Annotated in this window: 17 protein-coding genes and 8 tRNA genes; 8 read left to right on the top strand and 17 right to left on the bottom strand. The window is 70.5% G+C overall.

The annotated features are described in order from the left end of the window. Positions 1-6: 6 nt before the first annotated feature. From CLV67_RS11210 to CLV67_RS11180, 9 genes are all read right to left on the bottom strand, one after another. A tRNA-Arg gene (locus CLV67_RS11210) sits at positions 7-80 on the bottom strand. A gap of 5 nt (positions 81-85) precedes the next feature. Further along, positions 86-173 (bottom strand) — tRNA-Ser (locus CLV67_RS51800). A gap of 4 nt (positions 174-177) precedes the next feature. Further along, positions 178-251 (bottom strand) — tRNA-Ile (locus CLV67_RS11205). 5 nt (positions 252-256) lie between these two features. Continuing rightward, positions 257-329, bottom strand: a tRNA-Asp gene (locus CLV67_RS11200). A 5-nt stretch (positions 330-334) separates the two neighbouring features. Further along, positions 335-409: transfer RNA gene (locus tag CLV67_RS11195), tRNA-Ala, on the bottom strand. Between the two features lie 14 nt (positions 410-423). Further along, positions 424-496: transfer RNA gene (locus CLV67_RS51795), tRNA-Thr, on the bottom strand. A gap of 6 nt (positions 497-502) precedes the next feature. After that, positions 503-574 (bottom strand) — tRNA-Gln (locus CLV67_RS11190). A 72-nt stretch (positions 575-646) separates the two neighbouring features. Continuing rightward, positions 647-720: transfer RNA gene (locus CLV67_RS11185), tRNA-Trp, on the bottom strand. Between the two features lie 418 nt (positions 721-1,138). Continuing rightward, on the bottom strand, positions 1,139-1,906 hold the full coding sequence (locus tag CLV67_RS11180; protein WP_170153805.1) for an NAD(P)H-binding protein: 768 nt from the start codon (positions 1,904-1,906) through the stop codon (positions 1,139-1,141). A 76-nt stretch (positions 1,907-1,982) separates the two neighbouring features. On the opposite strand from CLV67_RS11180, the gene CLV67_RS11175 reads away from it, so the two are divergent. Then, positions 1,983-2,372 carry a winged helix-turn-helix transcriptional regulator gene (locus CLV67_RS11175; protein WP_239166981.1) on the top strand — a complete coding sequence of 130 codons (390 nt, stop codon included), beginning with the start codon at positions 1,983-1,985 and terminating at the stop codon, positions 2,370-2,372. A 240-nt stretch (positions 2,373-2,612) separates the two neighbouring features. Here the strand turns inward: CLV67_RS11175 and CLV67_RS11170 are convergent, their stop codons facing one another. After that, the gene (locus CLV67_RS11170; protein ID WP_106317220.1) at positions 2,613-3,398 is read right to left on the bottom strand and encodes a class I SAM-dependent methyltransferase; all 786 of its coding nucleotides are present in this window, start codon (positions 3,396-3,398) and stop codon (positions 2,613-2,615) included. Between the two features lie 138 nt (positions 3,399-3,536). Here CLV67_RS11170 and CLV67_RS11165 point away from each other — a divergent pair, with 138 nt between their 5' ends. Then, entirely contained in the window at positions 3,537-4,217 is a 681-nt protein-coding gene (locus CLV67_RS11165) for a lytic polysaccharide monooxygenase auxiliary activity family 9 protein (protein ID WP_203737897.1), read from the top strand. A gap of 58 nt (positions 4,218-4,275) precedes the next feature. Beyond that, a complete protein-coding gene (locus tag CLV67_RS11160) occupies positions 4,276-4,833 on the top strand; it encodes a hypothetical protein (protein WP_106318138.1) in 558 nt (185 codons plus the stop codon). 16 nt (positions 4,834-4,849) lie between these two features. On the opposite strand, the gene CLV67_RS11155 is transcribed toward CLV67_RS11160, so the two are convergent. The 4 genes from CLV67_RS11155 to CLV67_RS11140 form a co-directional block, all read right to left on the bottom strand. Beyond that, on the bottom strand, positions 4,850-5,482 hold the full coding sequence (locus tag CLV67_RS11155; protein WP_106317216.1) for a response regulator: 633 nt from the start codon (positions 5,480-5,482) through the stop codon (positions 4,850-4,852). 178 nt (positions 5,483-5,660) lie between these two features. Then, a complete protein-coding gene (locus tag CLV67_RS11150) occupies positions 5,661-6,818 on the bottom strand; it encodes a sensor histidine kinase (RefSeq protein ID WP_106317214.1) in 1,158 nt (385 codons plus the stop codon). Then, entirely contained in the window at positions 6,815-8,002 is a 1,188-nt protein-coding gene (locus CLV67_RS11145) for a DUF418 domain-containing protein (RefSeq protein WP_106317212.1), read from the bottom strand. The genes CLV67_RS11150 and CLV67_RS11145 overlap by 4 nt, the downstream gene beginning before the upstream one ends. A gap of 114 nt (positions 8,003-8,116) precedes the next feature. Continuing rightward, positions 8,117-8,755: a GOLPH3/VPS74 family protein gene (locus CLV67_RS11140; protein WP_106317210.1), complete on the bottom strand. Its 639-nt coding sequence runs from the start codon at positions 8,753-8,755 to the stop codon at positions 8,117-8,119. A gap of 201 nt (positions 8,756-8,956) precedes the next feature. Between CLV67_RS11140 and CLV67_RS11135 the strand changes: the two genes are divergently transcribed. Then, positions 8,957-9,493: a hypothetical protein gene (locus CLV67_RS11135; protein ID WP_106317208.1), complete on the top strand. Its 537-nt coding sequence runs from the start codon at positions 8,957-8,959 to the stop codon at positions 9,491-9,493. Positions 9,494-9,499: 6 nt separating this feature from the next. On the opposite strand, the gene CLV67_RS11130 is transcribed toward CLV67_RS11135, so the two are convergent. Next, positions 9,500-10,675, bottom strand: coding sequence for a sensor histidine kinase (locus CLV67_RS11130; RefSeq protein ID WP_239166980.1), 1,176 nt, complete (start codon positions 10,673-10,675; stop codon positions 9,500-9,502). Between the two features lie 113 nt (positions 10,676-10,788). Here CLV67_RS11130 and CLV67_RS11125 point away from each other — a divergent pair, with 113 nt between their 5' ends. After that, positions 10,789-11,439: a TetR/AcrR family transcriptional regulator gene (locus CLV67_RS11125; protein ID WP_106317206.1), complete on the top strand. Its 651-nt coding sequence runs from the start codon at positions 10,789-10,791 to the stop codon at positions 11,437-11,439. 195 nt (positions 11,440-11,634) lie between these two features. After that, complete coding sequence (locus CLV67_RS11120) at positions 11,635-13,437, top strand: flavin-containing monooxygenase (protein WP_106317204.1); 1,803 nt, start codon at positions 11,635-11,637, stop codon at positions 13,435-13,437. A gap of 39 nt (positions 13,438-13,476) precedes the next feature. On the opposite strand, the gene CLV67_RS11115 is transcribed toward CLV67_RS11120, so the two are convergent. Then, positions 13,477-14,106, bottom strand: a complete 630-nt coding sequence (locus CLV67_RS11115) for a lipoprotein (protein WP_146169049.1) — start codon at positions 14,104-14,106, stop codon at positions 13,477-13,479. Positions 14,107-14,177: 71 nt separating this feature from the next. Between CLV67_RS11115 and CLV67_RS11110 the strand changes: the two genes are divergently transcribed. Continuing rightward, a complete protein-coding gene (locus CLV67_RS11110) occupies positions 14,178-15,086 on the top strand; it encodes a helix-turn-helix domain-containing protein (RefSeq protein ID WP_106317200.1) in 909 nt (302 codons plus the stop codon). On the opposite strand, the gene CLV67_RS11105 is transcribed toward CLV67_RS11110, so the two are convergent. Beyond that, positions 15,058-15,474: an SRPBCC family protein gene (locus tag CLV67_RS11105; protein ID WP_106317198.1), complete on the bottom strand. Its 417-nt coding sequence runs from the start codon at positions 15,472-15,474 to the stop codon at positions 15,058-15,060. The two genes, CLV67_RS11110 and CLV67_RS11105, sit on opposite strands and share 29 nt — an antisense overlap. A 91-nt stretch (positions 15,475-15,565) precedes the next feature. Between CLV67_RS11105 and CLV67_RS11100 the strand changes: the two genes are divergently transcribed. Further along, on the top strand, positions 15,566-16,360 hold the full coding sequence (locus CLV67_RS11100) for an endonuclease/exonuclease/phosphatase family protein (protein WP_106317196.1): 795 nt from the start codon (positions 15,566-15,568) through the stop codon (positions 16,358-16,360). The last annotated feature ends 685 nt before the right edge of the window (positions 16,361-17,045 follow it).

Genomic DNA, 17,045 nt, shown 5'->3' with positions numbered 1-17,045 from the left:
GAACCGACCCCTGGGCGGGACTCGAACCCGCACCCGTCGCCTTAGAAGGGCGCTGCTCGATCCGGTTGAGCTACCAGGGGAGATGCGGAGGAGGACGGGGTCGAACCGCCACGGGCTGATGCCCCAACCGTTTTCGAGACGGTGGCCGGCGCCGGCTGTCGGCTGGCTCCTCCGAAGTCTCGCCGGGTGGGGTCGAACCACCGGCCTTCGCCTTATCAGGGCGACGCTCTGGACCACTGAGCTACGGCGAGAGAAGCGTCGACGACGAGACTTGAACTCGCGGCCTACCGCGTGACAGGCGGTTGCTCTACCTACTGAGCTACGTCGACGTGCGTGGACCCGGTCGGATTCGAACCGACAAACCTTCGCTGTGCAAAAGCGCTGCTCTACCAGTTGGAGCTACGAGCCCTTCGATGTTCCGCGAGCCAGCGGGGCGACTCGAACGCCCTACCTGCCGTTTACGAGACGGCTGCACCACCTGTCGTGCTGCGCTGGCATGGTGCTGGGGGTGCAGGATTCGAACCCGCGTCTCCGAGGCCAAAGCTCGGCGGCCTGCCGATTGGCCGAACCCCCATCGTCGTGAAATACATGCCATCCACTGTTGAGTTGAGAGAGAACAATTCCGCTGAACGCATTCAGGGAAACGCACGGGCGGCAGGATTCGAACCTGCAACCTTCGGTTTTGGAGACCGGTGCTCTATGCCGTTGAGCTACACCCGTAAGAATTTCGGGAACGAAAAAGCCGCCCGTTCCCCAGACTGCCGAGGCGGGCGGCGAAGGCGCATGAGATGCTGCGCTAGCCGCTCCACCGCTCCTGGTCACGATAGGATTCGTGGGCTCGGATGTGGTGTTTCACCGTCACGACGGATATGGCGGATCCACACCACGACGCCCACGACGGGTCGATCGCGCAGTTGGAATTCCACGACATGACGGTTCAACTCCCTTCGAGCTTCCGGTAGCGATGAGGCCGTAGCCAGAATGTCTTGTCCCGGCCAGTTCGTCAACGCATTAGTGAGGCGATTTTCGGTCGGCCTCACCGGCGTTGAGATCACTCTGCCCGATCGACGGACATCGCGCGACTCATTTACGGGACTGTTTTCAGCGGACCACGGACGGCTCGGGCCCCGGACATCCGCTACGCCGGGGCACCGGCGTAGACACCGTCCCGGATCGCCTGACCGAGTGCGACCAGTGCCGCCACGAGTGCGGGCGGCGCGCCAGTAGACAGCAGGTGCTCGCCGTACTCCCGATCGTCGAGAAGAACCGGCTCGATCGTCCGGCCGAGCCGCTCGCTGAGGAGCGCCGCGACCGCGGCCGCGTTCAGCACCCGTGGCCCGTGGACCTCGACGACACCCCGCGCCGGCTGCAGCAGCGCCTCGGCCGCGACCCGCGCACAACGGTCCCGGCTGACGTACGCCACTCCCCCACCACCGGCGTTGCTGACGTACCGCCCGGTCGCCGCCGCCGCGGCCAGCAGACCGTCGAGCCCTTCCAGGTACAGGTTGTTGCGCAGTGACGTCCACGGCACACCGCTCGCCCGCAGTGCCGCCTCACTCGCGCGGTGTGCCGCGTTGAGCATGTCCGGTGGCCCGTCGCACCCGGCCAGCGAGGTGTACACCAGGTGCCCGGCACCGGCCTCGGCGGCCGCGGCGATCGCCGCCGCATGCTGGGCCGCCCGCCGCTCGTTGTCGCGCTGATCGGTGCTCACCACCAGCACGGCCCCGGCGCCGGCGAACGCTTCCGGGCCGATGTCGTCGAAATCGGCGGGACGGACCTCCACACCTGGCGGTACGGCCTCCGGCCGCCTCGTCACCACGATGACGTCGGCCCGCCCGCGCAGCTGCCGCACGACGGCCGATCCGAGCGCCCCGGCCCCACCGGTGACCGCAATTCGTTTGCTCACGCCGCCCATCGTCGGCGAGCATCCGGGCAGCCGGAAGAAGGCACTATTTCCTGCCCCAGGCACACGGGAGTAACCATTGGACCTCGCACTACTGCTGCCACCCGGCATGACGGTGACACCGGCGATGAAACAGCAGTGCCCGCTGCGCGACACCCTCGACCGGATCGGCGACCGCTGGACGGTGATCGTGGTGGTGCTGCTGTTGCCCGGGCCGCGCCGCTTCACCGAACTGATGCGCGCCGCCGAGGGCGTCAGCCAGCGGATGCTGACACACACGCTCCGCGGCCTGGAACGCGACGGCCTTCTGACCAGGACGGTCCACGCCACCGTCCCGCCGAAGGTCGAGTACGAGCTGACCCCGCCCGGCCGCGCACTGGCCGGCCCGCTGACCGAGCTGCTGCACTGGTCGGTCCGGCATCAGGAGTCGGTGCTCGAAGCCCGCAGGACCTTCGACGATGGTCACTGAGCGGCGGAATCGCCCAGACCGGGAACCCCAGTCATGAGCGGATGGTCCCGGGCCCGACAGCGGCGCGCTCATACCGCCCCGCTTCGCCACCCCACCCGCCGCCCGCGGACCCCACGCAACCCCGGGCCGCCCAACCACCACGACCGGCGGTTCCCGCCCACCGCCGCCACCCGACCGCAAACCGCGCGGGCTCCCGGGCGATGGCGGCCGGGACACGGCTGCAATGCGGTGGGCGGCCGCTCAGGAGTGATCGGCCACCACCAGATTCAGGGTCGTGGTCAGGGTGAAGGGCTCAGGCAGCACGGTGGCCAGATCGGCGATGGCCGCGTCCCGTCGCTCCGGTGGGATGCGGCGGACGACGGCCCGGCCCCCGTGGGAGCCGACCCAGTCGAGGAAGTGGCGGTGGTCGCGGAAGGCGCTGGCCACGGTGCATTCGCTGAGGCGTGTGCGCGCGAAACCGGCGTTCTCGGCGGCCGCACGCAGGGTGTCCGCGTTCTCGAAGATCGTTCCCTGTCCCGTCGGCGGGGGTGGGGGCGGGCCGTCGGCGTGCCCGGCGAGCACCTTCATGGCGCGGGGGAAGGCCGGGTCGTACGAGGCGGCGGCGCTGAACGCCAGTCGCCCGCCCGGCCGTAGCAGCCGCAGGTACGTCTCCAGGGCGGCCTGCGGCTCGGGCAGGAAGAAGAGCACCATCCCGGCGGTGATCACGTCGAACGAGGCAGCGGGGAAGTCCGGGTGCTGCGCGTCGCCGAGTTCGACGGTCACGTGGTGCAGGCCGGCGGCGGCCGTACGGGTCAGTTCGACCATGCGAGGCGCCAGGTCGATGCCGGTGACGTGCCCGTCCGGGCCGGCGGCCGCTGCGGCGGGGAACAGCACCGCCCCGCGCCCACAGCCTACGTCGAGCACCCGGTCGCCGGGTGCCACGGCGGCGGCCCCGGCCAGCGCCTCGCCGAACGGCGTGAAGAAGTCGACGCCGACGTTGTCGTAGTCGTCGGCCGCCTCGTTGAAGATCTCGGTCTGCCCCGTCATGGCCCCGATCCTGCCCGATGCCGCCGGCCGACTGAAAACCTGCTTGATAGACATCGGTTGATATCCCGACACATTGGTGTAATGCTTGCGCCGGGAGCGCTCCCATTCCCCGATCCGCCGAACAATGGAGGAGGTACCGTGCCCCCACACGAGTCCCGTCAATCCGGCCGGCACACTCGCGCAACCATTCGCCGGCCCGTCCAGGCTCTCGTCGTACTGCTGGCCATGGTGGCCGCGACGTTGCCCTGGACCGGCACCGCCCAGGCCCACGGCACGATCATCAACCCGGCGACCCGGGCGTACCAGTGCTGGAAGACCTGGGGCAGTCAGCACACGAATCCGGCCATGCAGACGCAGGATCCGATGTGCTACCAGGCGTTCCAGGCCAACCCGGACACCATGTGGAACTGGATGAGTGCCTTGCGCGACGGCCTCGGTGCCCAGTTCCAGGCCAAGACCCCGGACGGTCAGCTGTGCAGTAACGGGCTCGCCCGTAACAACAGCCTGAACCGGGCCGGAGCCTGGAAGACCACCAACATCACCCGCAACTTCACCGTGCAGCTGTACGACCAGGCGAGCCACGGCGCGGACTACTTCCGTGTCTACGTGAGCAAGCAGGGGTTCAACCCGGCCACCCAGACCCTCGGCTGGGGCAACCTCGACTTCATCACGCAGACCGGACGGTACGCGCCGGCGCAGAACATCTCGTTCAACGTCTCGACCTCGGGTTACACCGGGCACCACATTCTCTTCGTCATCTGGCAGGCCTCGCACCTCGACCAGGCCTACATGTGGTGCAGCGACGTGGTCTTCAGCTGATCGGCACGCCCGCCCGGGACGCTGTCCGGCGTCCCGGGCGGGAACGTGAGAGGTGATCATGAGAATCCTCAGAAGTTCCCGTTACGTGTGGGCCGCCGTGGTCCTGCTGGTGACGGCGGGTGTCGCGATAGTGCTGGCCGATCCGGACGGCTCGACGGCGGACCCGGCGGACCTGCGGGCGCAGATCGAGCGCCGGATGCGGACCACGCTCGAGCAGGTCAGTCCCGAGCAGCACAACCACGGCGGCCATCAGATCCCCACGACGGGCGGCGCGGAGCCGTCGGTGGTCTGCGGTGTGCGCGTCTACGGCTACGAGCCCGCCGAGGTCAAAACCTTGGCCGGCGTCCGTACGGTCTACGGCTTCCACCTGTGCGGAGTGGCCGAGCCGCAGCGCCCCTGGGACGTGGCGGTCAAACTGGCCGGCCCGGTCATCGTGGACATGGCGGTCTCCCCGCCGGGCATCCAGGTCGTCGAGGCGACCGCCGAGACGAAGTACATCGACCGCCTGCACGAGATGTTCCCGCCCCGCTACGCCGACCTGGCCATGAAGGAGGCCCTGGCCGACACGGAACTGAAAGACCTGCGCCGCCGCTACAACGACGCGGCCGGCCTCTGACCCGGACACCGGCGAGCTACAGCAGGCCTCGGCGGTGGGCGGCCGAGACGGCGGCGGCGCGGTCGGGGACCTCCAGCTTGGCGTAGATGTGCAGCAGGTGTGTCTTGACGGTGGCCTCGGTGATGAACAGGGCCGCGGCTGCCTCCCGGTTGGTGCGGCCCTGCGCGATCAGTGCCAGCACCTCGCGTTCGCGGGCGCTGAGCTTCGCCGCGGGGCCGGGGCTCCGCGGGCGGACCCGGGCCAGCAGCAGGGCGGCGACCGAGGGAGACAGAACGGTCTGTCCGCGGGCGGCGGCACGGACGGCCCGGAACAGCTCCTCGCGCGGCGCGTCCTTGAGCAGGTAACCGATGGCGCCGGCCTCCACCGCGGGCAGCACGTCGGAGTCTGTGTCGTGCGTGGTCAGCACCAGGATGCGGGTCTGCGGGACGCGCTCCAGCAGCAGGCGGATCAGGGCGCCTCCGCTCGGCTCGGGCATCCGCAGATCGGTCAGCACCACGTCGGGCCGGGTCGCCTCGACGACGGTCAGGGCCTCCGCTCCCCCGGCCGCCTCGCCGACGATCTCGAAGTCGCTCTGCGTGCCGAGCATGCCACGCAGCCCGTCCCGTACGACCGGATGATCGTCCACGATGACCAGCCGCAGCCCGCTCACGAGCCGGCCCCGCGGATCTGGTGAGGTTCGGCCGCTCCGCCCCCCGCAACCTCACCAGATCGGCAGAAGAGGGCGACGGCCGCAACCTCGCGGGACCGGCGGAGGAGGGTGACCGCCGCAACCTCACAAGGTCGGCGGCGGAGGACTGCGGCGGGGGGACGCGGTGGCGCGAGTGAGGTCATGAGCCGGCTCCGATCAGGGGGACGGTGACGCTGACGGCGGTCCCGGCGCCGGGTGACGACTCGACCGAGACGGAACCGGACAGGGCGGCCACCCGCTGGCGCAACGCCGTCAGGCCGAAACCGGTGGACGGTGGCGGTGACGGGAGGCCGCGGCCGTCGTCGTGGACGTCCAGCACGATCACATCCTCCATGTACGACAGTGTCACGTGAGCCTGCCCCGCGGACGCGTGGCGGCGCACGTTGGACAGCGTCTCCTGGGCGGCCCGCAGCAGCGTGACCTCGACCTCGGAGTGGACGGGGACGGGCTCGCCGGTCATCGTGTAGCGCGCCGGTATCCCGTACAACCTGGTCCAGGTCTTGACGGTCTGCTCGATCGCCTCGCTCAGCCGGGCGTCCTGCAGAGGGCCGGGCCGTAGTGCCTCGATGGACCGGCGCACCTCGTCGAGGCTGGTGCGCGCCAGAGTGCGGGCCGCGTCGAGCCGGGCACGCGCCTCGCCGGGCACGCCGCCGACGGCCTCCAGCTGGGTGACGATGCCGGTGAGCCCCTGCGCGACGGTGTCGTGGATCTCGCGGGCCATCCGGGCGCGTTCCTCGGCGATGCCGGCCTGTTTCGCGAGGCGGGCGTTCTCGGCGGAGACTGCCAGGAGTTCGCGGTTGATCTCGCGGCGGCGGACCGCCTCGCGTTCCATGGTGCGGATCATCGCGCCGAACAGGGCGGCGGCCGGCGTGGCCACGCCCAGGCTGATCAGGGCACTGTCCGGGTCGAAGCCGCTCGCGACGAGGCCGGGCAGGTTGGCGGCGACCAGCCCGGCGTAGGCGAGCCTGCCACCGAGGGACACGAACGCGAGCACGTAGCAGGCGGGGACGAACAGCTGGAAAGCGTCGCTGCGCACCATCAGGACCGTGGCGAGGGCGAGCACGCCCGCGTAGTAGCCGGCGTTGATCCACGGCCGGTGTTCCGGCCACTGCGGATGCGCGAGCACGAACCACCAGTGCCAGACGCCGAGCCCGGCGGCGACGGCCACGGTGACCAGGCGGTCCCCGGGAGCGGCGTCGCCGAGCAGGCAGACGACGGTGGCGACGGCCAGCAGCGGGTACGGCGACAGCGCCCACGCACGGTTCCAGCGCCCGAGCTGTTCATCCACGACCGTCACCGGCTCATCATCGCCGACCGGTAGGTGAGCCGGCGCAGCACGACCTCGGCCGGTCCGCGCACGTTCCGGCGGCGCATCGCGTCGGCGATCAGCACCGAGACCAGCCAGGTGGCCACCGCGAGTGCGGCGGTCGCGGCGGTGCCGAGGGACGAGCCGAGACCGAGGGCGTACGGCAGAGGCGTCAGCAGGACGACGAAGACGACCGACTGGAACAGGTAGAAGGTGAGTGACCGCTCCCCCGTCGCGGCGAGCGCCCGCGCCACCGGTCCGGGCCGGTCGCCGATCCGCAGGGCGGCCAGCGCGATCAGGGCCGCGTAGCCGAGCCCGCCGGCGATCCCGGTGACCGCGTGCAACGCCGACAGTCCCCAGAGGATGAGCGGTCCGGCCGGTTCCCAGAAGTGCCCGACCGCCAGCCCGGCCGGCAGGCCGCCGGCGACGGCCACGACCATTCCGATCACCGCGGTACGGACCAGCAGCGGCCGGTGCGCGGCCGGGTCGGTGAGGATGCCGCGGCGGGCCGCCCACGTGCCGGCCAGCACCGCGCTGCCGACACCGACGAGCCCGACCGGGGTCATCAGCCACTCGACCGGCCGCAGGGCCAGCGCGGCCAGCGGGCCGGCGGTCTCGAACGACCAGAAGAAGGAACGGCCGCCGTCGGACGGCATCGTGTAGGCGGCACCCTGCAGGACCGCGACCACGACGAGCCACAGGCCGGCGGCGGCGAGCAGCGTGCGGTCGCGGACTCGGGTCAGGGCGATCAGGAGGAAACCGGTGACGCCGTAGAGGGCGAGGATGTCGCCGGGGAACAGCAGCAACGCGTGCGCGAAGCCGAACACGATCAGCCACCGGCTGCGCCGCCGGAGCAGGCTCTTCGCCTCCGGTTCGGTGAGGCCGGCGGCGCGCTGGCGTTGAAGGATCTGGACGACGCCGTAGGCGAACAGGGCGGCGAACATGGGGTACGCGCGGGCGTCCACCAGGGTCACGGTGAGGACGCTGACGATCCGGTCGGGCAGGCCGGACTCGACGATGTGCTGGCGCACCCCGTACGGGCGGTCGTGCAGGTAGACGACCGAGTTGGCCAGGGCGATGAGGGCGAGCATCAGCCCGCGGGCGAGATCGGGGGTCAGTGCCCGGTCGCGGGCGCCGACCGGTCCGGCGGTGGCGGGGAACTCTGTGGTGGACATGGTTACAGCCTGTGGCGGCGGGCGTGCCGGAGAATCGACCGATCCACCGGCTCCGGGCGTCCACCGCCGCCCGCCCCGGGTCCACCGATCAGTGGATGTGCGCCACCCGCGTGATCAGCCGGGGACCACGGTGAGGGCCGCGGCAGCGGCGGCTCGAGCGTGCGCGACGAGGTGGCCGAGCGGCTGGGGCAGACGGCGGCGGAACTGGTCGGACAGGCGGGCGCGATCGCGTGGGTTGCAGGTGTCCAGGACGTACTCGTCGAGGCCGGTGGCGAGGATGAGACCGGCCAGCATCAGGTCCGGGAGGTCGAGATCCTCGTTGTACGACAGGCGAGTGCGGATCCGGGCGGCCGGCTCGCCGGGGCTCTTGGGGTCGGCGAAGACGAGCGAGGTGGTCGAGGTGAGCAGGCGGCGCCTGGTCTCCAGGCGCATCCGGTCCGTGGCGACCAGCCGCTGCTCGACGAGCTCGGCGGCGGAGCCGTTCGCCAGATGGGCCGTCCACTGGGCGAGGCCGTGCGGGCCGGGTGCGGCCGTCATCCGCCGGAGCAGGGCGCTGGTGGCCGGGTCGCCGGTGGGCCGCGGGTCGGCGACGTGCAGGTGGTCGCCGTCGAGGTGCAGGCGGCGCCAGAACATCAGCTCACCGATCAGGGCGGCGCCGAGGCCGATGCCGAGCGCGCGGCCGGACAGCAGTGTCCTTCCGCCGATGCCGTCGTGCGCGGCCAGGTAGAACTCGTCGGCGGGCGGCGAGGTCATGCGGCTCACCCCCAGGGATCGACATCCGTGTCTCCGGCCGCGACCGTACCGCGTCATGGTTGCGCCCAGGTTGCGTGACGTTGAGAGGGGGGTGAGCGTCGGCGCGGAAATCGCGTCGTAGGGTGACAGACGGCCTCACGTGCGGCACGGACGTGTCGATACGGCAAGAGGATCACGTGGTCGCATCGGAGCGGAGGTCGGATGGACGAGTACGGAACGGATTCCGATGGGGTCGGAGCGGCTCCGTCGGTGGCCCGCCTGCTGCTGGAACTGCGCAGCCGGGTGGACATCGACATGAAGACCGTGGGGCGGGCGTTGCAGGTGCGCCCCAAGGGCGTCAACACGATCGCCGTGAAGATCCACCCGGGTGGCGTGGACGTGGCGGTGGCGCCCGAGACGGCCAACGACGTGGCGCTCGGCATGTCCGGCGCGTACGTGATGGACCCGGACGACCCGGACTGTTTCGTGTCGCTGCCGGCGGACTACATCGACGAGAACTACGACGCGCTGCTGGTGGCGTCCGCCGACGCGGTGCAGCTGCGGGCGGCGGGCAAGCCGGCTCCGGTGAAGCGGGCCCGTACGGCCGCCGCGCCGCGCGCCTCGTCGGCGGGCGGCACGCGGACCGCGAGCGCGGCGAAGGCGGTCAAGCCGGCGCCCCGGCCCGAGCCGCCGCGGTGCCCGAAGTGCCGGCAGTACGAGTTGCTGGCCAGCGGGGAGTGCCCGTCCGGCTGGTGCTGACGGCGGTCACGGTTGTCCGGGTGGTGGCGGGAAGGTGATCACCATCGCCACGCCCGGATCGCGGGCCTCGGCGGCCGCATGGCCGCCGTGGGCCACGGCCAGCTGCCGGACGATCCACAGGCCGAGGCCGACACCCTGCTCGCCGCCGACGGCGAACTGGCCGAACAGGCGCGGGCGCAGCTCGTCGGGGATGCCGGGCCCGTGGTCGCGCACCTCGAGGCGGTCGCCGGTCGTGTCGCGCGTGAACTTCACGATCACCGGCGGTCTGCCGTACCGGAGCGCGTTGGTGATCAGGTTCAGCAGGATCTGCTCGAAGCGCTGCTTGTCGACGTGCACGGTCAGGCTCTCATCGACCTCGGCACGCACGTCGGCGTCCTCGTGCACGTAGGACAGCGCGTCCTTGACCAGGGCGTGTGCCGGGTGGTCGGCCCGGTCGAGCTTGAGATGCCCGGCGCTGTCGATGCGGGAGAGGTCCAGCAGGCCGTCCGCCAGGCGTGCGATGCGCGCGGCCTGGCGCATGCCGGCTCCGATCATCTTGACGTGCGGTCCGGTCGCGGTCTCCTGCAGTTCTTCGAAAACCAGTCGTACGGTGGCCAGCGGCGCCCGGACGTCGTGCGCCAGCGTGTTGATCATCGCGGCTCGCCACTGCTCGATCCGGGACAGCCGTTCCCGGTCGTCGCGCAGGTGGCGGGCCTGCGCCTCGATCAGGAACGCGACGGCGAGCGCGATCGGCATCAGCACGAAGGCGCTGCCGAGCACCAGCGGATGCTGGCCGGTCAGGACGAGCGGCACCAGGTAGGCGAGGGTCGCCGGGATCGCGTAGGCGGCCAGGATCCAGCGCGGGAAGTGCAGCGCCGCCCAGGCGTAGATCAGCACCAGGAACGGCCCGGTGCCGGCCGCGACACCGCCGAACGACCAGGTGGACAGACCGAGGACGGCGAAGCCGGTGAGACCGAGGACGGCCGGCCCGTACCGGCCGAGCCGCCGCCACGGCAGCAGCAGCGCGATCAGGCCGAGGCTGAAGTCGCAGGCCGCGACCAGCAGCAGCCGGCTGATGTGGGTGGGGTCGTTGGAGATGCCGACCAGCGCGAGCAGGCCGGCGACCACGATGAGGACACCGAACTGCCGGGCCGCGGCCCGCGGCCCGGTTCCCAGCAAGCGGAAGGGTCCGGTTTGCGCCACTCTGTCATCATATCGCGATACCCATGAGTGATCGGGCGACTCCGGTGACCCAGCCGGGCCAGGCCTGGTCCTATTCTTGCGGTCTTCCCCCACGGCACCCACGGAGTTCGACGATGAGCCCCCGAGCAGATGCCGCCGCCGGCGCGGGCGGCCGGCGGCAACGGACCGAGCAGTCGGAGCAGACCCGCACCCTGATGCTCGCGGCCGCCGAGCGGCTGTTCGCCGAGCACGGCGTGCAGGCGGTGTCCAACCGGCAGATCGGTGAGGCGGCGGGGCAGGGCAACAACGCCGCCGTCGCCTATCACTTCGGCACCAAGACCGATCTGGTACGGGCCATCATCCGGCGTCATTCGGTGCGGACCGAGCAGATCCGGCGGCGTCTGCTCGTCGCGCACAGCGGCAGTGGGGACCTGCGCGACTGGGTGGCCTGCGTGGTGCTGCCGATCACCGAACATCTGACGGCGCTGGGGCACCCGAGCTGGTACGCGCGGTTCTCGGCGCAGCTGATCACCGAGCCGGGGCTGCTGGAGGTGGCGGCCGAGGAGTTCCAGGACGCGACCGGGCTGCTCGCCGTCATGGACGGGCTGCAGCGCTGCCTGCCGGATCTGCCGGAGGACGTACGCGAGGAGCGCATCCACATGGCTCACACGCTGCTGGTGCATTTCTGCGCACAGCGGGAGCGCGATCCTTCGCCGGCGTGGGACGCGGTGGCGGCCGGACTCATCGACGCGATGGTCGGGCTGTTCATAGCACCGGTTACGTGACGATCGCTTTCTGTGGATATCGCGCGCGTAGATCGTACGAAATAGGGGTTTTAAGCAGTAGGCGCGGATCGCCGCGCCGGACCACCACATGAATTTTTCGGTCAACGGGGCTGTCGGATGCGCTTTTGGTAAGACAAGTGCTTTAAATTGTGCCCTCGGATCACACGATCGGATGAACCCCGCGAAAGGGCCCGCATGTCCCCCACATCCCCTAGGCCGTTCCCGCATCGCATCAAGCCCGCGGATCTCGACGCGTTGCGTGAGCGATACAAGGTGGAACGGGACCGGCGCATCCGCCCGGACGGCGCGACCCAGTACCGGCGGGCCGCCGGCGAGTTCGGTTACTACGCGAAGGACCCCTACACCCCTTTCCAGGAGCGCGAGGCCAAGACCGACCGGGTCGAGGCGACCGTGATCGGCGGCGGCTTCGGCGGGCTGCTCAGCGGCGCGAAGCTGCGGCAGGCCGGCGTCCAGCAGATCCGGATGGTCGACGAGGGCGGCGACTTCGGCGGCACGTGGTACTGGAACCGGTACCCGGGCATCCACTGCGACATCGAGGCGACGGTCTACATGCCGCTGCTCGAGGAGGTCGGGTACGTCCCGAAGTGGCGCTACGCCCCCGGCGAGGAGATCAGGCAGCACTGCATCGCGATCGCGAAGCGCTTCGACCTGTACGCCGACACCCTGTTCCACACCCGGATCACCAGCCTGACCTGGGACGAGGAGAACGCCGAGTGGCAGGTCACCACCGACCGCGGCGACTCCTACCGCTCCCGCTACGTGGTGATCTCATCGGGCACCCTGACCCAGCCGAAGCTGCCCGGCATCCCCGGCATCGAGGACTACCGGGGTCACACGTTCCACACCAGCCGGTGGGACTACGAGTACACCGGCGGTGACCAGTCCGGCGGCCTGACCGGGCTGAACGGCAAGAAGGTGGCCGTCGTCGGCACCGGCGCCACCGGCATCCAGGTCATCCCGCACCTGGCCGAGGCCGCCGAGAGGCTGTACGTCTTCCAGCGCACCCCGTCGTCGGTCGACGTCCGCGACAACCGGCCCACCGATCCCGAGTGGGCGGCGTCGCTGCGGCCGGGCTGGCAGCGGGAGCGGATGGAGAACTTCCTCACCATCGTGACCGGCGGGTACGCCGACGAGGACCTGATCGACGACCGGTGGACGTCGACGGCGAAGCTGCAGCGGCAGATGCTCACCGGCAGCGTCGACACGAACATCTCGGCCGAGGAGCGCGAGTACCTCGACGAGATGGCCGACTTCCGCAAGATGGACGAGATCCGCGAGCGCATCGACGCCATCGTCGAGGACCCGGCCGTCGCCGAGGTGCTCAAGCCCTGGTACCGGTACATGTGCAAGCGGCCCACGTTCAGCGACTTCTACCTGCAGACGTTCAACCGGCCCAACGTGACCCTGGTCGATACGGCCGACCACGGCGGCATCACCCGGATGACGCCGACCGGTGTGGTCGTCGGCGACACCGAGTACGAGGTCGACGTCGTCATCTTCGCCACGGGCTTCGAGGTCGGCATCTCCGGCGTGCTGTCCGGCACCCTGCCGGTCACCGGCCGCGACGGGGCACCACTGCTCGGGCACTGGGCGCGCGGGCCGCGTACGCTGCACGGCTTCTACAGCCACGGCTTCCCGAACCTGTTCCACCTCGGATCGCTGCAGAACGCGGCCGCCGTCAACTTCGTGCACGTGCTGCTGGAGCAGGCCACCCACATCGGGGCGGTCGTCGCCGAGGCGAACAAGCGCGGCGCCCGTTACATCGAGCCGACCTCCGAGGCCGAGGACGGCTGGGCGGCGACGATCTTCCAGACCGCGCCGAACAACTTCAACTTCCAGTCCGAGTGCACGCCCGGCTATTACAACGGTGAGGGCAACCCCCGGCCCGTGAACTTCATGTACGGGCCGGGGCCGGTCGCCTTCCACGAGCTGCTGCGCACGTGGCGTGCCGAGAGCATCGACACGGTCCTGCGGTGATTCCTTCCTACGGGGGTGGCTGGGCCGCCCCCGTAGGACTCACGCCGCCAGCTTGACCGTCTGCTTGGCCAGCTCGTAGGCCGGCAGCATGCCCTCCCGCTCGCCCTCGTCGAGCGGCGCCAGCCTCACCACGACCGCACCGGCCTTGGTGTTCAGGGCGAACGCCGTGTATTTGGTGCGCTGGTCAGCCACCTGGCTGTAGGCCTCCCAGGTGACCTCGGCGGCCTGCGCCCCGGCGATCTGCACATCCGTGTAGGTCTCGCCGGAGATCTCCTTGCCCGTGCCGTCCGCCTTGACGAACGCCGCCAGGTGCTCGCGCGGCAGCCCGCTCAGCCCGTCGGCCACGTGCACCCGGATGAAGCCGATGCTGCCGGCCGGCTTCGCGTCGATCTCGCAGACGACGGTGAAGTCGCCGACCTTCGCGAGACCGGCCAGTTCACCGAGTGTCTTGGCGTCCACCGCGGTGGCCTTCCAATCGGCGGCCGCGTCGAAGGACAACGGCATCTCGCACGGGGTGCCGTCGGCGCCGATCGACTCGCCCTTCTCCGCCGCGGGGGCGGTTTCGATGGCGCTGCTCGCCGGCGCACCGGTCGGCGCCTGGATCTTGTCCGACGCGCAGCCGTTGAGGGTGAGGACGACGGCGAGCCCGAGGGCCGCAGAGAAGTTCATGATCTTCACGAAGCGGGGAGCTTACACGCGGGGCTTGACCTTCCAGTGGCTGGAAGCCTCAGGATTGCGGCGTGGACGACGACCGGCTCACCATCGGGCAACTCGCACAGCGCACCGGCATCGACACACGGACGCTGCGGTTCTGGTCGGACGACGGAGTCATCCCGCCGGCCGGGCGTTCGGCGAGCGGCTACCGCCTCTACGACGCCGCGGCCGTGGCCCGGGTCGAGCTCGTGCGCACGCTGCGGGAGCTGGGCCTCGGGCTCGGCGACATCCGCCGGGTGATCGACGGCCGGGCCACGGTCGCGGCCGTGGCTCAGGCTCACGTGGCGGCGCTCGACGCGCGGATCCGTGCCCTCAAGGTGAGCCGGGCCGTGCTGTCCACCGTATCGAGACGTGGTTCCACCGCTGAGGAGACAGCCCTGATGAACAGGTTGGCGCGGCTTTCGGCCGCCGAGCGCACACAGATCATCGACGAGTTCAAGGCAGAGGTGTTCGACGGCCTCGACATCGGGCCGGACCGGCGCGACAAGGTGCGGGAGCTGCGCATCGACCTGCCCGACGATCCCACCCCCGACCAGGTGGACGCCTGGATCGAGCTGGCGGAACTGTTGCAGGATCCGGGCTTCCGCACCCGCATGCGGGCCTTCCTGGAGCTGAACACCCCGATTCCCGGCCGGGACAACCCGCCCTCGGCCCGGATCTGGTGGGCGCGTCAGGTCGTGAACACCGTTGCGGAGGCCAGGGAGCGCGGCGTCCAGCCGGGCGATCCCGCCGCGGCCGAGGTGCTGCGCGACATGTTCGGCTCCGCTGATCCGGCCGTTGTCCTGGCCGGTCTGGTGGCCGGGATCGAGGCGGGCGCGGAACGCTACCGCGGGCTCGTCGCCCGGGTGCGCGGCCAGTACGGTTCACCGGACGCCACCGAGGAGCTGCACTGGCTGGCGGCCGCGCTCACCGAGGCTCCGGCGAGCCTTCGATGACGTTCTTGATCTCGACGATGCCGCGCTCGGTGCGGGCCCGGACGGCCGGTGCCATGGCGTGCGGCAGGACATCGGTCAGCCAGACGAGACGGCTCCGCCGCGGCCCTTCGCCGAAGACCTGAAAACTTGCCTGATGGTACGTGAGCGGCAGCTTCTGCCCCTCGACGACCGCATACGCCAGGCGGCGGTCGTCGTGGTCGACGGAGATGATCAGCTCCCGGATCTGCGAGCCGTCCGGCATCGTCAGGATCCGCTCGTCGTCCTCGATCCGGGCGTCCAGGACGCGCCCGGGCAGCAGCCGCCGGTGCACGGCGCCGACGTCGGCGACCGCCTCCCACACCCGCTCGGCGGGCACCTCGATGACGGTCTCCACGCGGACGGTCGCCACCCTCGGCCCCTCTCCCGTCCGGGTTGGACAACGCCGGACCCGGGCAGCGTACCGGGGCCGTTTAAGATCATGCCGGACGACGGGGGTGCCGATGAGAATCGTGAGCGTCAACGCCTGGGGTGGCGCGCTGTCCGACCGGCTTCTCGACTGGCTGCCCGCCTGCGGCGCCGACGTTCTCTGCCTGCAGGAGGTGACGCGGACGCCGGGCCTGGCCGGCTGGACGCGTTTCTCCGACGGCGAACGGACCCTGCCGCAGCGGGCCGGCCTCCTTGACGACGTACGCGGTGTGCTCCCCCGCCACCAGCCGATCTTCGTGGCGAGCGACTCCGGCCCGGTGCACGACGACGCCGGCACCCGCCACCGCCAGGACTTCGGCGTGGCCACCTTCGTCGCCGAGCGGCTGCCGGTCTGCGGCGTCGAGTCGGCCTTCGTGCACGGCGGATTCACCGATCACGACGAGTGGGCGATCGCGGACCGGCCCCGGGTCGCTCTGGCCGTGCACACCGTCGACCGGGCCGGCGGCCGGTCGGTGTGGGTCGTGCAGGTGCACGGCCTGCGCGACCCCGCCGGCAAGGGTGACACCCCGGCACGGCGCCGGCAGGCATTGCGGCTCGCGGAGCTCGTACGCCGGATCCGTGGTCCTCAAGATCTTGTGGTCCTGTGCGGTGATCTCAATCTGCTGCCGGGCAGCGAGACGTTCGGCATCCTGGCCGAAGCCGGTCTCACCGACCTGGTCGGGAATGCCGACACGCGCACGTCGCACTACGGCAAGCCGGTCCGCCACGCGAGCTACCTGCTGGTCTCCGACGTGGCCGCGGTCAAGGAGTTCACGGTCCTGACCGCGCCGGAGGTCTCCGACCACCGCGCCCTGCTCCTGGAGATCTAGACACCTTTTGCGCTCAAGGTCTGGTTGGGTTTGGTGGGGACAGTCCTGTCCCGGGCCGGCTGATCGCCCAGCCGTGCCCGGCGAACCCTTCCCCAGACTGTTGATCACCCAGCCGTGGGCGGCGAACCCTTCCCCAGACCGCCTGATCACCCAGCCGTGGGCGGCGAACCCTTCCCCCGACTGTTGATCACCCAGCCGTGCCCGGCGAACCCTTCCCCCGACTGTTGATCACCCAGCCGTGCCCGGCGAACCCTTCCCCCGACTGTTGATCGCCCAGCCATGCCCGGCGAACCCTTCCCCAGACTGTTGATCGCCCAGCCATGCCCGGCGAACCCTTCCCCAGGCCGCTTGATCGCCCAGCCGTGGGCGGCGAATCCTTTACCGGGCCGGAGGCAGCGATATCCCGGAGCCCGGCGCCGAAAACGGCCGTAGTTGATCGTCCAGCACCGGGTCGCGGCGGTAACCGACCCCGCGATTCCGGAGCCCACGACGGTGACGCCAGGCCGTCAGCCGACCGAACGCCACCACGGCTCAAACGAATGCGGCTGACGGGCCGCGAACCCCGACTGTAAAAGCTCTCTAGATCTAGATGTTCTGCCCAGAGAGGTTGGGAACGCGGTTGGCGGGTGGTCCGCCGATGGCGGTGTGGTGGCGGTGGTGATTGTAGGTGTGCAGGAATCGGGGT

This window comes from Actinoplanes italicus (assembly GCF_003001815.1).
Taxonomy (GTDB): domain Bacteria; phylum Actinomycetota; class Actinomycetes; order Mycobacteriales; family Micromonosporaceae; genus Actinoplanes; species Actinoplanes italicus.
Note: the sequence above shows the minus strand (reverse complement) of the source record. Positions and strands in the feature narration are given on the sequence as shown.